The sequence below is a fragment of the Metabacillus mesotrionivorans genome, assembly GCF_052171315.1.
Lineage (GTDB): Bacteria > Bacillota > Bacilli > Bacillales > Bacillaceae > Bacillus_P.
The window spans coordinates 357,305-372,237 of record NZ_JBQMFF010000001.1 but is presented as its reverse complement, the minus strand read 5'-3'; the positions used below and the strand labels follow the sequence as shown (position 1 = coordinate 372,237).

Below are 14,933 nucleotides of genomic sequence, written 5' to 3'. Positions count from 1 at the left end.
CTTACTGCCGCCTAAAACAAAATCCCAATCCCCGCAAAAGCAAGCTCCTCACAAAATACCTTTTGTTTATAGCTGTCTTTTTCAAAAGTATGGGTATAGCGGCTGAGCTTGATCATGCCCACATCGTTTTTAGTGTAGAATACGACTGTCGGGTGATCATTTTCATAATAAAAAATCGGTCTGAGCGTGGGCGGAATTGTTTTAAACTCATTCCAGTCGCCAAGAGTGTACAAATAATCCACGACACTGTCTGCCTGTTCATACAATTTTTCATCAAGCGGCAGAATATCGTCTGCACTCCAGTAGCAGGTTTGACGGCTGATGCCGAACTCCCCGAGCTCATGATAGACGACCGCAGCATGGAGATAAGAAAGCGGAGAACGGTCACCATCTAACGCGCACATAAAATGATCCGAAGGACATTGGGGTTTCGGAGTTTCATCCTTCGCAATCACTTCTGCAGGCATGATTAATTCCTTGTCGTGCGGAATCGCGTAAACAACAGAAGATGCTTCGCCTTCAGCCTTGTATGAATAGGCCCTGAGTTTATACCCCTTCCGAATGGCAAGTCCTGAATAGCTTCTTACAATCCGTTCTGGATTTTGACTTGAAATACTCCATCCGTTTTCGGATTGATGCAAATCCATTTCAGACCTGCAATAAAGGTTTGGCTTAACGGCTGAAGACGTAAATTCTGTCACTTCAGTCAATGCGGAAGATTTCACTTTTTGAACATACATATCCCTAAGCTCTTCAGCGAGCAAATTTCTCCTTGATACAAGCTGCGGGCAAAGATGATAATAGTCTCCAAAAGGATTTATTTTTCCAAAAGAAGGAATATCAGCCGATTTAATCCGCTCAAGCCACCTGCCTTTCAGCTGCTTTAAAAATGTATGTGAATCCGACGCCCCGACGCCCCAGCCAATGCAGATCCATGGATGGCGCTTCAGCTCTTCAATTGATGCGACCATATCCTCAATCCTCACAATTCCTCTTCCGCCCAGGTACTCAATATGAGAAATTGCCTCTTTGTCCTTTGTATTCTGAAGCGTAAATAAATTGAAAAGATACACCCTTCCGTTCAGCGGTTCAAGCGGTTTAAAGGCCTCCATCAGCCTGACAATCTGATGCATCGTCGGATCAAGTGCCATTTCGGTAAAAATACGCTCTCCATGAAGCATGTTTCTGACGTCCTCACAGCTTGCACCACCAGGGTTGAGCATAAGAAAGCTTCCAATCGAGGTTTCACTGTTTCCAAACTGCAAATATGCAGACTCCCGGAACGTTAAATTCCGGTTTTTATAAAACGTCCCGTATGCTTTTGGCTGGTTCATCTTACTCCTCCGTTCAGCTGTTTTCTCCCACACCCTATATTCTGCATGAACCTGTCATTTCCTTGTTAAGATTCTTTAAAGATGGCGGGTGACACGACCACCCGTTCGCTATTTTCCTCCAAGTGTGTTACGCTTGAGTGGAACAGGGGTGAGAGCATGAACACATTTTATAAACCCGTTACCTTGACTGATTTGAACGAAGGACACGTGTATTACCACTTTAAGGATGAAGAAATCTACTTAGAGAAGGTAGCTTCATATATTCATGACGGGCTTAAGAAAAACGAGCAGATTCTGCTGATTGAAAGCATGAAACTTTCAGATAAAGTAAGTCATTATATAGAAAATCATTTTACAGAAGAAGAACAGAATTCAATCAGGTTAGTGAACAACTTTGATTATTATTCAGGAAACTCCAAATTCAATATTGCATCCATTCTCGCTTATTTTGACAGAGATTTAGGCAGTCTCTCAGAGAAAAATGTTCGTCTGCGCACGTGGGCGCACGTGGAGTGGATGTCCAACATGTCTGATGCAGCCTTGCTGGAAAGCTTTGAAACCTCATCTGACGAGTTTGTGCTAAATGAAAACATCCTGTCTGTCTGTGCCTACCGAGATGCATCTTTGACAGATGATGCTAACGCTGCGCTTGAACAAAGCCATAAATATATCATGACAGATACTCAATTTCGATTTTCAGAAAGTTATGTAAAACCAGAAAAAACTGCTCAGTGCGATAGATGCTGAGCAGTTTTTGTTTTCTATGAAAAAAACGAACCTTATAAATCAGCTGGAGCAATTTATGGGGTATCAAAAAGCAATTATGGGTCCCTATAAATCAGCTGGAGCAATTTATAAGGCATCAAAAAGCTAATTTGGTTCCCTATAAATCAGCTGGAGCAATTTATAAGGCATCAAAAAGCGAATTTGGTTCCCTATAAATCAGCTGGAGCAATTTATGGGGTATTAAAAAGTAAATATGGTTCCCTATAAATTAGCTGGAGCAATTTATGGGGTGTCAAAAAGCAATTATGGGTCCCTATAAATCAGCTGGAGCAATTTATGGGGTGTCAAAAAGCAATTATGGGTCCCTATAAATCAGCTGGAGTAATTGATAGGGTATCAAAAAGCGAATTTGGTTCCCTGTAAATCAGCTGGAGCAATTGATGGGATATCAAAAAGCAAAAAAAGCAGGGACATTTTCTTTTTACATACATACCCTTCAATTCTTTTAGACTGTTCCAACTGATATGAAGAGGATAAAACGGCTCAAGAACGAAAATGTTAAGTGAATTTTATCAACCTTACAAATATCAGCTATTTTATTTAAGGAGGACGATTTTTTTGCTGTTTATGCTGATCGTCAAAGCCTCGAAAAATTCAGAAGCAGGAAATCTTCCAAGCGTTGATCTCATGGAAGCCATGACGGCATTTAATGAAGAATTAATAAAAGCAGGCGTAAGGGTAGCTGCTAAAGGACTGCATCCAAGTTCAAACGGCATCCGCATTTCGTTTCCGGTACCGGGAGAAAACCCCGTCATTTCAGAAGGGCCGTTTACTGAATCAACTGATTTAGTGGCCGGCTTTATTTTAATCGATGTGGAGTCAAGGGAAGAAGCCGTTAAATGGGCCCTGCGGATGCCCGACCCGCAAGGACATGGAGAAGGCCAGATTGAATTGCGCCAAGTATTTGAGTGAGCACGAAACAAGTATAGACATGTTAAAAGCACTGCAAATTGCAGTGCTTTCAATTTTCATATATTTAGCTCTGCCTCGAAGTCTGAGGAGGCTCTTCCATCCAGCCATGCTTAATCATGAGCTTCCCACCCTTTTTCGCATAGGTAAAAATATCTTTTGCAATAATCGTCATTTTAGCGGGCAGATCTGACCGCAGACTGAAGGAAGTGCCGAGTGCATTGCTCGTCAAACCAAAGCTGCTCAGCAAATTGGTCAGGTACATCATCATTTTTTCCGAGAAAGGAGACTCCTCTGAAAATGTCGGATTTCCCCAGGCAACTGCTGGAGGCTGAATATCGCTTTTCAGCAATGTCTCACTGAACGATTCGATGATTTGCTTCGCGAGATTTTTTCCCTCTTTAAAATATTGCTTCAGCTCTTTGTCGTCTGATGCCTGCTCAAAACCTTTCAAGAGCTGAAACCCAAGAATGTTGGTTTCAATGCCCTGATAGAGCAGCGAAAGTTCAATGGCATTCAGCGGGCGTTTTTCACTGAACGCATCAAAGCCTGCCATGTACTTTTTTTCCTTAACGAATTCAACTTTATCAGGCATCGGAATCATCGGCGGTCTCGTCAAAATCCCTTCATCCAGCAAGAACTGGGTCGCAGCCGTATAGGTTTGCTGAGAGCTTTGAGACATCCTCATAAACAAATCAGACATATCGCTCCGGTAGGTCATGCTAAGGTGAAGTGCATTAAGCCCTATAGTCACTTTCATCAGAATTCTCAGAAATAGAATATCAAAATACTCATCATAGAGCCGCGGCGTATCAGGCTTCACATCGCTGTCATTATACCCAACAGGCATGACAATCTTTTCAGCTTGGAAAATTCCGCTTATTTCATTAATATAAGCAGTCTCCTGATCATAATAGCTTTGGAGCTGCTGCTTAATTTTTTCATTTTGCTGCGTATGTAAAAAATGCTCAAGCATCCGTGCAAACATCGTTTTCTGGTGATAGGTCATCGAAAGGTTACCGATTTCAGATGAGGCAAGCTGCTTCGTCACAGTGAAGTTCCTCCCGATTTTAAAATTTCACGTATAGTATATCCTCATGAAATATTCTTTATTTATGATAACTGCGCTAAAATACAGGATGAAGGAGATGACTTACATATGCTCAGGAACAGCCGAATTCACATAAGACCTTTTACAAGACAGGATGCCGAAGACAGACTGAAACTGCAGCTTAAAAACCGTGCCTTTTTTGAACAATACTCCATGATTCGCACAGAGGAATTTTACACACTGGAAACCCAGCAAAAAATGATAGAAAATTACGAAAAACAAGCAAAAAAAGACGCCGAATATCAATTTGGCATCTATCTGAACGAAACCAATCAACTGCTCGGCACCATCAGCCTCTTCCAGGTCTTGCGCCACTCACTACAAAGCGCAGTTCTCGGCTACTTTTTGGACAAGGATCATAACGGCAAAGGCTATACAACAGAAGCAGTCAAACTGATTTTGGACTTTGCTTTTAATGAACTCAAGCTCCACCGGATCGAAGCAGGCGTCATGCCCCACAACATAGGCTCCATCCGCGTTCTTGAAAAAGCCGGCTTTCATAAAGAAGGACTGGCAAAGAAGAACGTCCTGATTAACGGGAAGTGGGAGGATCATGTGATGCTTGCGGTTTTGAATCCTGAAGACTGCGAGGGAGAGCAAGGCTGAAGTATCTGCTTTCAGCTTATTTTCTGATTTTTAAAGCTGTCATTGACGAACTAAAACCTGCACTGTTATTCTTAATCCATTGTAAACGGGACATGCCGTGTATTCTGCATGTCCCATTTTTTTGCAGAGGAATATCGGATAGTGTCTCAGTAGATTAGAGGCACCTCTCAATATGTTTGAGAGATGGCTGGAGGTTTTGTATTGAAAGTCACAAAAAGAATACTCGAATCGTTTTCCAACAAATGGTTGGTGGCTGCTGTACTATTATTTTGCTGCGCGGCTTCTCTTCTGTTTGTGCATCATAACCATTCATTTTATGATCGGCCCATTGCAGAAGTCATAAAGACATCTCAGACAGGTTCAGCTGAAGAGACTGACATGCATAATAATAAAGACCGGCTGTACACACAGCAGCTTACAGCAAAGCTGAAAAATGGAAAAGATAAAGGGAAATTGATCACTCTGACAAATGAATATTCCTTATCCGGGGCCTTCGATCAAAAATATCACGCAGGACATGAGCTGTTTGTCTCGATTGACAGCAGTACTAACAACTCCTTAACAGGTACGGTAAAAGATGTAAAGCGTGATAAATATATCATGATCGCATCATGGCTGTTTATTTTCACATTGCTGCTTGTAGGGAAAAAACAAGGATTTTTCTCTGTCATCAGCCTCGCTGTCAATGGACTGCTCTTGTCCTATGCATTAGACGTTTACCTGAATAAAAATGGGTTGGGCTTGCTGGTCATCTGCGGCATAAGCGCCATTTTGTTTACCGTGATTTCTTTGCTGCTCGTCAACGGCTTTAACGGAAAAACATATGCAGCCATTACTGCGACCCTTTTAGGGACATTTATTTCTTTGTTTATAGCCATGATCGTTTTAAAGCTCACATCTGGTAATGGACTTAGATATGAAGAAATGCAGTTTTTAACACGCCCACCGAAGGTCGTGTTTATTGCTGGGGTACTGGTCGGATCCCTTGGAGCCGTCATGGATGTAGCCATCACCATGTCCTCCTCTATCTTTGGCCTTTACGAAAAAAACACTCAAATATCTATAAAAGCACTTAAAGCATCAGGCCTGGAAATCGGAAAAGATATTATGGGGCCTATGACCAATATTCTGTTTTTTGCCTACATAAGCGGATCCATTCCCATGTTGATTTTGTATTTTAAAAATGCATCGCCGCTTGGATATACTCTGTCCATGAATCTATCATTGGAATTAGCCCGGGCTTTGGCCGGGGGGATTGGAATTGTGCTCACAATCCCAATTGGACTTTATACATCTCTCTATTTTATTAACAGAAAGAAGGCAAGAGTATGAATACATTAGTATGTTTAGCTGCCATCTTGTTTCTGTTAATGATTATGATAGGAGGCAGAAAAGGGGCAAGATCATTTGCGGCTTTATTCCTGAATTTTGTTATCCTTTTTCTCGCCATCCTTTTCATGGCTGATCCAAATCTTGATCCAATTCTTTTAACGCTTGCTGCATCTGCTATTATCAGCTGCGTGAACTTATTTTTTATAAATGAAGTGAATCAAAAAACAACTGCAGCCTTTATTTCAACAATGATTACGCTGGCTATGCTCTACTTTCTCATTGTTATTCTGACCGATAAGTTCATGATCCAAGGTTTTGGAGAAGAAGAAGTAGAAGAATTAAGCATGTTTTCCCTTTTCATTGGAATCGACTTTGTCAAAATTGGAGCTTCTGTAATTATCATGAGTACAATCGGCGCCATTACTGACATTGCCATCTCGATTACATCCCCGATGCATGAAATAGTAAAGCATCATCCGGGCATAAAAAGAAGAGAATTATTCACATCAGGTTTATCCATCGGAAGAGACATTCTAGGCACAAACACAAACACACTGTTTTTCGCCTTTTTTGGCAGCTACCTCGGACTCCTGATCTGGTTTAAAGATTTATCTTATTCTATTGGAGATATCGTCAACTCAAAAGTCTTCAGTGCCGAAATCATCACCATCATGTGTGCTGGAATAGGAGTTGCCATTGTCATTCCGATTACCTCTTGGATTGCCGCAGCGTTTTATATTAAAAGGGATACTAGAGGGATTGAGGATTGATTAATAAAATTGGAAAAGAAGGCTGTTCAGAACTGTTTAGCATTTTGAACAGCCTTTTGTCTGAATTCACAATGAGCTTTTCTTCTACAATCATCACCATTCTCCTGAATCATTAGTGAGTAAAATATTTATATATATAGGATAGAACTAGAAATGAATGAGGTGTAATCCATGGAACAATCAGACATTTTAAAAGCCATCACCACCCACCCCACCATCATCATTCACCGCCATATCCATCCTGATTTTGACGCACTAGGTTCACAAGTTGCTCTACAAAAAACATTGCAGCAGTCGTTTCCTGAAAAGAAGGTCTTTGCTGTGGGCAGCGACGCAGAGAACCTTGAATGGATCGGCAGCATGGATGTGATTGAAGACCATGAATACAAGGATGCTCTTATCATTGTCTGTGACACTGCGGAAACGAAGCGAATCAGTGATCAACGCTGCCTGTTGGGTACAACGCTCGTAAAAATCGATCATCATTCTAATGGAGAAAACTATGGGGATGTGTCCTGGATCGACCCTTCTTATAGTTCGGTGTGTGAGATGCTGGCGAATTTGTTTTTTTCCTATCCGGAGACATTTATTCTGACAAATGAAGCAGCTGCTGCATTGTATGCAGGAATAATGGGAGATACAGGCATGCTTAAGAATGGAATGGCCGGTGAACGAACGTTGAGGATTGTTTCACAGATAAAAAAATTCGCCTTTAAACCAGATCGTATCCATCGTCTGATGAAGAAGAGCGGCACTGACTTTTCGAAATGGAAACAATTTGTCTCATACCGCGCACAGGTAACTGAAGAAGGAATCGCCAGTCTTAGTGTAACAAAGGACATGCTTGAGAACCTTGGTCTCAATTCCTCTGAGGCAGCACCACTGATTCATGCCCTTGTCGCATATAAAGCAGCGCGCATCTGGGTACTTTTCATTCAGGAGGACTGCAAGATCAGAGTCCGAATCCGTTCAAAAACGGTTCCTGTAAACGAAATTGCGGAGAACTATGGCGGAGGCGGACACAGCCTGGCTGCCGGCGCCTTGCTTTCCTCGTGGGCGGAAGCTGATGAGATGATTGAGAGGTTAGGAAATGTAAAGTAAGCCTGCAAAGCTATTGGTAAGAATGACATGAATATTGGAGGGAGAACGATTGGAAGTATTACATATATGGATGGAAGCTGAAGAATGGGCTGAAGGCGAATGGAATACAGATGATGCAAATCTCGATGTAGTCGTAACCTTGTCAGATCATTCTAGATGGACGGCCACTTTTTTCACCTATCAAAACATTCAAAGTCTGCGGGAGAAAAATAAGATATCAGGGGAATGTTTACATGGCGCTTATTTATGGGGAAGCAATATGATCCTGATTGATATCGCGAGCAGCGAGCGAATTTGCAGGGTGATTTCAGATCTGATTGAAAGAAATGAGTTTGATTCTATTTTTACGAGATTAGAGGATTTCTAAAGTTCAACAATAGTGCCGGAATTTACATAGATATAGATTTTTATAATAAAGGCGATAGAACCACTGGTCCTACCGCCTTTACATGAGATATTAAACAAACAGACTCAGCAACAGAATAAATACAAGTCCTGCTACTGAAATGATGGTTTCAAGCAAGGTCCAAGTGGCAAACGTCTCTTTCATGCTAAGGCCGAAGTACTCTTTGAACATCCAGAAACCTGCATCATTAACGTGGGATGCAATCAGACTTCCAGCGCCCGTTGCAAGTACAACCAAAGCCAGGTTTACGTCAGTCGTGCCAAGCATCGGGATAACGAGACCGGCTGTAGTTAGTGCAGCCACTGTCGCTGATCCAAGCGAGATGCGAAGGATGGCTGCAATAATCCAGGCTAGCAGGATAGGTGACATGGAAGTGCCTTCAAAAAGATCAGCTACGTAGGTTCCGACACCTCCGTCAATCAATACTTGTTTGAAAGCACCGCCGCCTCCAATGATCAGAAGCATCATCCCAATGTGAGTGATGGCGGTCGTACAAGAATCCATTACCTGTTTCATTGGAATGTTGCGGGCAATTCCCATGGAATAGACGGCAAACAGTAAGGAAATCAGCATGGCCGTTCCAGCTTCACCGATAAACCGGATGGCTGCAAGGAAGCTATTGTCAACAAGCCCGACTGTATTTTGTACCAGAGTAATAATGGTTGCAATGGACATAAGGATCACTGGAAGCAAGGCAGTAAATACACTGATGCCAAAGCCTGGCGTATCCTCAAGCTTAAACGTTTTTTGTTCTCCCAGAGAGGCAATGCTTCCGGTCTTCGTAAATGATTCAGGAACAATCTTCTGCGCAATTTTTGTAAAAACAGGGCCTGCCAAAAGAACTGTCGGAATGGAAATAATGATTCCGTAAAGAAGAACCTGGCCAATATCCGCCCCGTATTCACCTGATATAACAGTCGGACCCGGATGTGGCGGCAAGAAGCCGTGGGTTACAGACAGAGCCGCTGTCATTGGAATACCGAGATACAGAATGGAAACTCTCAGCTGTCGTGCAATAGCGAAAACGATAGGAATTAAAAGGACGAGTCCAACCTCAAAGAAAAGAGCGATACCGATGATGAAAGATGCAGCGACAACAGCCCACTGGATATTCTTCACACCGAATTTGTTCACTAGAGTCATAGCAATACGCTGGGCTCCGCCCGAGTCTGCAATTAATTTACCCAGCATAGCACCAAGACCAAAGATAAGGGCAAGGTGTCCAAGTGTTCCGCCTAACCCGGCTTCAATCGTTTTAACGATGGTTTCAAGAGGCATTCCAAGGGCAAGTGCTACACCGAATGACACGATGATTAAAGAAACAAACGTATTCAGTTTTAACCCCATGATCAGCACCAATAAGGCTATAATTCCAATTCCTACTATAATTAAAGGCATTTTTTACTTCCTCCTAGTGTCTGGTACTCTATGTACCAATTTCAATGATGTACACACTCTACTCTTCTCTGTCTCCTACCCCTTTATTTAGCAGTTCCTGAGACATCCAAAGGTCATCAACTTTGTCCTGTACATCATCGAAGTTTTGATGCAGCGACATTTTCATGAGCTCACGGTCCTTTGTTGTAATCGCATTGATATAGAGTTCGTGATTATTGAGGATCCTTTCAAAATCTTCGTATTTCTCTCTGAACCTGGCCCGCATTGAAAGCAGGATCAAGCTTTCCATAACAGGCTTTAAATTGTTCCAGATCATCATAATATAGGAATGACCTGCAGACCGGATGATGGTTTCGTGGAAGAGGACATCCTGAAAAGAGAATTCATCTGCGTCCTGATATTTGATGGCGACTTTCATCATTTCCACAATTTTATGAAGCTCTCTCTCAAGCTCCTTCGTATCCTCTTTGACAAGCCTTTCGAACACGAACGTTTCAATCAGCAGCCGAACATCGTATATCTCCTGAATTTCTTTTTCAGACAGTCCGACAACAACCGCCCCCATCCGTTCCAGCCGAATCATATTTTCCGATGCAAGCGTCTTCATTGCATCGCGTACTGGTGAACGGCTTACAGAAAAATCAGCAGCAATCTTATTTTCAGAGAGGATGGTTCCGCTTTCAATTAACCCTGAAATAATCCGCATCCGAAGCTCCGAGGTAATGCGATCCCCAATCGAACCTTTTAACATCCATTTTTCCGGGTACATATATTCTATGTTGTTTACCAAAATGCCACCTCATTTAATAGACAAGTATACTTGTATACAAGTATAGTAACATGAAAAGGCATTTTTGCAAACGCTTAACTTGTGGGATTTTGTTTAAGATAGGTTACACTATCAATCGATTAAACTTCTAAAAGGAAAAAACCGAACCAGTTCATCTGAATACAGGTTTGGCTATCTTTTATCAGCATGTCGTATTTTATTTTTTCTATCAGCGATAAAACACATTGAATACGTAACTACGAACAAAACCTTATAAACTGACTTTATCCATGCACAGCCGAAAAACCCGATTCCCCGTCAAAAACATAGAGATTTTCTGTTTTGATACAGTCGTATCCGCGGCGGATAAGTTGTTTATACAGTTCTGCTGTTTGCTCAAGGCTGATGTTTTCCCCAAGAAAGCGGCAGTATTAAAATCCGAATGTTATGAAAGAGTCTCCATATATTGATTTTTGGAGACTCAAACTAAGTTTACTTAACTCCTTTAATCCACGCAGCGATAAAATTCCAATCCTTAATTGAGCCGTCCTCATTCAAGATTCCCAAATAAACGCCATCACCTTTTCCTACTTGCCAGATCGCTTGTGCTGATCCTTCTTTTTCTGTAATTCCATTCTTCAATACATAATCAAAAAACACTTTCTTTCCTGTACCGTAAGTCTCCGCAACATAAGCTACCAAGTAGATGTCTATACAGCAACCTCCTAGATCATTAGGGTCTTCTGATAAAATATGTTTTCTAATGAGATCAATTCTTTCTTCCTCAGAAGCTGCCATAATACTCAATTGAATTTTTTCAAGGTTGTAAGCACGATGACTGCTTTTTTCCCACTGTTTTAGTTCATTAAAATTACCTTGCAGCTCAATTAGTTTGTTTAACATATTCTTAATGTTACAAACTGTTGGGATTACTTGATTGTGAATACTTCTTCCTCTAATGTGGTTTGGAATTAAGATTGTATGATTCAATTTCATCCACTCCCGTTCTTTTTATACAAGTTAATTTTCTAATGATTTCATAGACTCCTCGATTACTTTTCTTAAATTTGCTTCATTAAAATTCTTAATATTGATCCACCCTCTTTTATCTACCGAATAAGAGTGGACATCTGAAAGATATTTTCCACATACATAACCATTTCCAGTTTCAGTAGAAAATTCAGTGATGACAGTTTTCTGAAGTTTTTTTGCATTTGGATGTTTATATGAGATCCTGATGTTATCTTTATGTTTTCTTTCAATTAGTGATGAATAACTTTTGAAGATTGAAAGTTTTTCTGAGACTGAAAGCATAAAAAACTCCTTTCCATTTCTGATAATACATACCTCACTATTAACAATAACTTGAAATCACTAAAGAGAGTTGAATATAATAAACTTAAAGCCGCCCAATATAAGGACGGGTTAATCTTCAATTCTATTTAAAAACCTTACTATCCTTCCTCTCAAAATACTCATGCAAACGATACTCACAAATTTCCTTTGTCCATCTGTACAATTGCAATTCATCATTTTCATTCACTGTAAAATTAAAAGAGAATTTCCCTTCATTAAAGATAACCAACCCATTCGAACTCCCGCTCCATTTAGTCATCGGCATATCTCTTATTAGTTTGGCTACTTTGTTCAAATCTCCGTTCCACATTTCCACGGCTGCTTTTCCTGAAAAGTCAATGTTTTTTCTATACTCTTTTTCGGTCAGATAGTTAAAGAAAAATGGCGCCACCTCTTCCGGTGTAATGAGCTTTAGCCAGTTTTCAGGACCTTTGTTAAGCATATAGAGAAGCACGATCATTTTGTAGCTCTTCGTCATTACTGTCTTCTCAACTTCAGTAAACCAATCCTTATATACTTCAAAAACCCTTCTCTCATTTTCATGGAGCTCATCTGCCCAATTTAAGAAAGCCGGGTAAGATTTAAACTCACTTTTATATGCTGAAGCCGGCTCTGCTCCCTTTAAATGAAGCTCTAAATAAGATGGCCTTTTCCCTAGTTCTTCTTTTACCTTATTGTAATTAGCCAGCAGCATCTCTTTTCTCGGCTGCTTCTTCCTCATCATTTCATTCAGCAAATCAATTACTTTCATCTCAATATCAAGCACACAGTTTGCAGGCAACGATGGTAAAGCACCTGTTTTCTTCTTATCTACTGAAAAAGGAACTCTTAACAAACTAAGCTTAAGATCTGCATTTCGATAGTTTCCGATTAAATCGATAATGACACATTTTTCTTTATCAGGATGAAGCCTTAGTCCGCGTCCTATTTGCTGGGTAAACACGGTCAATGATTCTGTCGGTCTTACAAATAAAAGTGTGTCTACAGACGGGATATCGACCCCTTCATTGAAAAGATTCACTGTGAAAATCGCATCCAGTTCCCCACGATCAAGCTGTTCAACGTAGAAATTCCGATTGAGTCCTTTGTATTGTGAATGCAGGCTTACTGTTCTGTATCCTCTATCTGAAAAAGCCTGTGATAAAAAGTCAGCTTGTCTAATAGAAGAACAAAAGACAATCGTCCGAGACTGTTTATGATTCTTCCAGGCCTCTATTATTTTATCAGCCATCCCTTGTCTGAGCTGTGCAGCCAAAAGCTCTTCTTCTTCATATCTTGAACCCAGCCACGAAATCCTGGAGTAATCTGTATCATCGTATATACCAACATACTTAAATGCAGACAGCCAATTCTTTTCAATCGCTTCAAGAAAGTCAATTTTATACGCAACATTTCCTTTACAAAGATCGTAAACATCTCGATTATCATTACGATCTGGAGTTGCTGTTATTCCCAGTAGAAACGCTGGTTTGAAATAATTGATTACTTTTTGATAGGAAGCAGCAGCAGCATGATGAAATTCATCGACAATGATTAAATCAAACGCAGTCACATCAAACACTTCCAAATGCTTTTTTCTGCTCAAGGTCTGGATAGAAGCAAAAATAATAGATGCTTTTGAGTCTTTTATTCTGCCATTATAGATTCCAAGCGAACGATTTTGGATAATCTTTTCAAAAGAAGACTTTGCCTGATAAAGAATTTCTTCTAAATGAGCAATAAATAAAATCCTTGGAAAATTCTCTGCAAAAAATCCCGCTAAGTATGTTTTCCCCAATCCGGTTGCCATTACGATCATTGCGGAATCGTATCCTGATTCATAGACAGTGTTTAATTCTTCTAATGCTTCAATTTGTGCAAATCTTGGTTGTATGGATCCGTATAGGACTTGAGGATCTTTCACAATATCTGCTTTTTCGTCTGAAACAGGAAGCATTAAATCCTGTTCTTCTAATGTCGTCCACTTTTTTACGAGTTGAGGAGTTTTCGCATGAAAGATTTCGTATTCTGATTTATATAATTCTGCCGTCACTTTATTTATAGAAATCGTCTGTTCATGATGAAAAACGTCAAGAAACGTTTGCGACGCGGTCAAAAATAAGTCCCCATCAGACTCTTCATCTACTTCTACGTTCCATTCATAGCCTTTCGTTAAAGCAGACCTTGAGAGATTAGAAGAACCAATAATTGATGTCCCATTTCTCTCATCTTCAAATAAATAGGCTTTTGGATGAAAACTGACTCCATTGCTTTTCCACATTCGAACTTCAATCGAAGGATGGATCGCAGCAAGCTTCTCTATCGCTTCAGGTTGAGTAATGTACAAATAGTCTCCTGTACAGATCTTGATGTCGGCGTTCCGCTCAGCTGCTTTCAGTAATGGCTTCTCTAGTAAATCGACCCCAGATTTCATGACAAAAGAGGTTAAGATATAAATGGTATCAGCTGTTTCCATTTTTTCAATCAGCCGATTGGCAAGTTGATTGGTTATTAACTGAACCTTACTCAATCTTCAACATCCAGCAAGAAAATTCGTTCCTGGAATCCCCCGCGTTTCTCAGCTTTCTTCTTTCGAAGTTCTTCTACTTCATGAATAGAAGAACCATGAACAGCAGCAAATGCATGGAGAATCTCAAGGACATCTGCAAGCTCCTCCAAAGCTTCTTCATTAGTTTCAGCTGACATATACTCTTCAAGTTCTTCATAGCTTTTCTTTTTTAGTTCTTTTATGTATTCTTCTTGAGTTAATAGTTTTGTATTAAATGATTTTCCTGTACGTTCGATTACTTCCGGAATACGATCTCGGACTAGTTTATTGTAGGATGGCATGAGATAACTCCTTCAAAACAATTTTTTTCTAATTAATCCCTATTTTACAGGAATAGAGAATGATAGAAAAATCTTTTTCGACTGGTTCTCTATGAAAAAATGTAATTGAAATTATTTACGAAGAGTCAATAAAGAAGCGGCATGTGCTTTGTATGCCAGGATTATCGGGGATACTGGACGTATGCTGAATGGGACCTTTGAGGGCTGTTAAGGCATTGCGGAAGTG

At 40.5% G+C, this 14,933-nt stretch carries 15 protein-coding genes and 1 pseudogene; 7 read left to right on the top strand and 9 right to left on the bottom strand.

Annotation, left to right across the window (positions count from 1 at the left end; genetic code table 11):
• Positions 1-11: 11 nt before the first annotated feature.
• Positions 12-1,334, bottom strand: coding sequence for a hypothetical protein (locus tag ACTSEZ_RS01805; protein ID WP_369732460.1), 1,323 nt, complete (start codon positions 1,332-1,334; stop codon positions 12-14).
• A 156-nt stretch (positions 1,335-1,490) separates the two neighbouring features.
• Between ACTSEZ_RS01805 and ACTSEZ_RS01800 the strand changes: the two genes are divergently transcribed.
• The gene (locus tag ACTSEZ_RS01800) at positions 1,491-2,081 is read left to right on the top strand and encodes an MEDS domain-containing protein (protein WP_029565285.1); all 591 of its coding nucleotides are present in this window, start codon (positions 1,491-1,493) and stop codon (positions 2,079-2,081) included.
• Positions 2,082-2,678: 597 nt separating this feature from the next.
• Positions 2,679-3,032, top strand: a complete 354-nt coding sequence (locus ACTSEZ_RS01795) for a YciI family protein (RefSeq protein ID WP_369732459.1) — start codon at positions 2,679-2,681, stop codon at positions 3,030-3,032.
• Positions 3,033-3,096: 64 nt separating this feature from the next.
• On the opposite strand, the gene ACTSEZ_RS01790 is transcribed toward ACTSEZ_RS01795, so the two are convergent.
• On the bottom strand, positions 3,097-4,080 hold the full coding sequence (locus tag ACTSEZ_RS01790; RefSeq protein WP_369732457.1) for a DUF3231 family protein: 984 nt from the start codon (positions 4,078-4,080) through the stop codon (positions 3,097-3,099).
• Between the two features lie 108 nt (positions 4,081-4,188).
• On the opposite strand from ACTSEZ_RS01790, the gene ACTSEZ_RS01785 reads away from it, so the two are divergent.
• The 5 genes from ACTSEZ_RS01785 (at position 4,189) to ACTSEZ_RS01765 (ending at position 8,316) form a co-directional block, all read left to right on the top strand.
• Entirely contained in the window at positions 4,189-4,746 is a 558-nt protein-coding gene (locus ACTSEZ_RS01785) for a GNAT family N-acetyltransferase (RefSeq protein ID WP_369732455.1), read from the top strand.
• A 201-nt stretch (positions 4,747-4,947) separates the two neighbouring features.
• Positions 4,948-6,078 (top strand): YibE/F family protein, encoded by a 1,131-nt coding sequence (locus ACTSEZ_RS01780; RefSeq protein WP_369732454.1) that lies wholly within the window; start codon positions 4,948-4,950, stop codon positions 6,076-6,078.
• The gene (locus ACTSEZ_RS01775) at positions 6,075-6,848 is read left to right on the top strand and encodes a YibE/F family protein (protein WP_369732453.1); all 774 of its coding nucleotides are present in this window, start codon (positions 6,075-6,077) and stop codon (positions 6,846-6,848) included. Before ACTSEZ_RS01780 ends, ACTSEZ_RS01775 begins: the two co-directional genes overlap by 4 nt.
• Positions 6,849-7,019: 171 nt before the next feature.
• Positions 7,020-7,949: a DHH family phosphoesterase gene (locus ACTSEZ_RS01770; RefSeq protein WP_369732452.1), complete on the top strand. Its 930-nt coding sequence runs from the start codon at positions 7,020-7,022 to the stop codon at positions 7,947-7,949.
• Between the two features lie 49 nt (positions 7,950-7,998).
• A complete protein-coding gene (locus tag ACTSEZ_RS01765) occupies positions 7,999-8,316 on the top strand; it encodes a hypothetical protein (RefSeq protein WP_369732451.1) in 318 nt (105 codons plus the stop codon).
• Between the two features lie 90 nt (positions 8,317-8,406).
• On the opposite strand, the gene ACTSEZ_RS01760 is transcribed toward ACTSEZ_RS01765, so the two are convergent.
• From ACTSEZ_RS01760 to ACTSEZ_RS01730, 7 genes and pseudogenes are all read right to left on the bottom strand, one after another.
• Positions 8,407-9,753: a GntP family permease gene (locus tag ACTSEZ_RS01760; RefSeq protein ID WP_369732449.1), complete on the bottom strand. Its 1,347-nt coding sequence runs from the start codon at positions 9,751-9,753 to the stop codon at positions 8,407-8,409.
• A gap of 58 nt (positions 9,754-9,811) precedes the next feature.
• Entirely contained in the window at positions 9,812-10,522 is a 711-nt protein-coding gene (locus ACTSEZ_RS01755) for a GntR family transcriptional regulator (RefSeq protein ID WP_369733059.1), read from the bottom strand.
• A gap of 284 nt (positions 10,523-10,806) precedes the next feature.
• Positions 10,807-10,938, bottom strand: a pseudogene (locus tag ACTSEZ_RS01750) (hypothetical protein); the annotation flags it as partial.
• A gap of 76 nt (positions 10,939-11,014) precedes the next feature.
• Positions 11,015-11,512, bottom strand: a complete 498-nt coding sequence (locus ACTSEZ_RS01745) for a hypothetical protein (protein WP_369732448.1) — start codon at positions 11,510-11,512, stop codon at positions 11,015-11,017.
• A 30-nt stretch (positions 11,513-11,542) separates the two neighbouring features.
• Complete coding sequence (locus ACTSEZ_RS01740) at positions 11,543-11,836, bottom strand: hypothetical protein (protein WP_369732447.1); 294 nt, start codon at positions 11,834-11,836, stop codon at positions 11,543-11,545.
• Positions 11,837-11,960: 124 nt separating this feature from the next.
• Complete coding sequence (locus ACTSEZ_RS01735; protein ID WP_369732445.1) at positions 11,961-14,387, bottom strand: DEAD/DEAH box helicase family protein; 2,427 nt, start codon at positions 14,385-14,387, stop codon at positions 11,961-11,963.
• A complete protein-coding gene (locus ACTSEZ_RS01730; protein WP_369732443.1) occupies positions 14,384-14,707 on the bottom strand; it encodes a phosphoribosyl-ATP pyrophosphohydrolase in 324 nt (107 codons plus the stop codon). The genes ACTSEZ_RS01735 and ACTSEZ_RS01730 overlap by 4 nt, the downstream gene beginning before the upstream one ends.
• Positions 14,708-14,933 lie beyond the last annotated feature (226 nt).

Excerpts from the sequence above, each read along its gene's own strand:
- ACTSEZ_RS01800 (WP_029565285.1), top strand. The coding sequence starts at position 1,491 with ATGAACACATTTTATAAACCCGTTACCTTGACTGATTTGAACGAAGGA.
- ACTSEZ_RS01785 (WP_369732455.1), top strand. The coding sequence starts at position 4,189 with ATGCTCAGGAACAGCCGAATTCACATAAGACCTTTTACAAGACAGGAT.
- ACTSEZ_RS01775 (WP_369732453.1), top strand. The coding sequence starts at position 6,075 with ATGAATACATTAGTATGTTTAGCTGCCATCTTGTTTCTGTTAATGATT.
- ACTSEZ_RS01805 (WP_369732460.1), bottom strand. The coding sequence starts at position 1,334 with ATGAACCAGCCAAAAGCATACGGGACGTTTTATAAAAACCGGAATTTA.
- ACTSEZ_RS01730 (WP_369732443.1), bottom strand. The coding sequence starts at position 14,707 with ATGCCATCCTACAATAAACTAGTCCGAGATCGTATTCCGGAAGTAATC.
- ACTSEZ_RS01755 (WP_369733059.1), bottom strand. The coding sequence starts at position 10,522 with ATGTACCCGGAAAAATGGATGTTAAAAGGTTCGATTGGGGATCGCATT.
- ACTSEZ_RS01740 (WP_369732447.1), bottom strand. The coding sequence starts at position 11,836 with ATGCTTTCAGTCTCAGAAAAACTTTCAATCTTCAAAAGTTATTCATCA.
- ACTSEZ_RS01760 (WP_369732449.1), bottom strand. The coding sequence starts at position 9,753 with ATGCCTTTAATTATAGTAGGAATTGGAATTATAGCCTTATTGGTGCTG.
- ACTSEZ_RS01770 (WP_369732452.1), top strand. The coding sequence starts at position 7,020 with ATGGAACAATCAGACATTTTAAAAGCCATCACCACCCACCCCACCATC.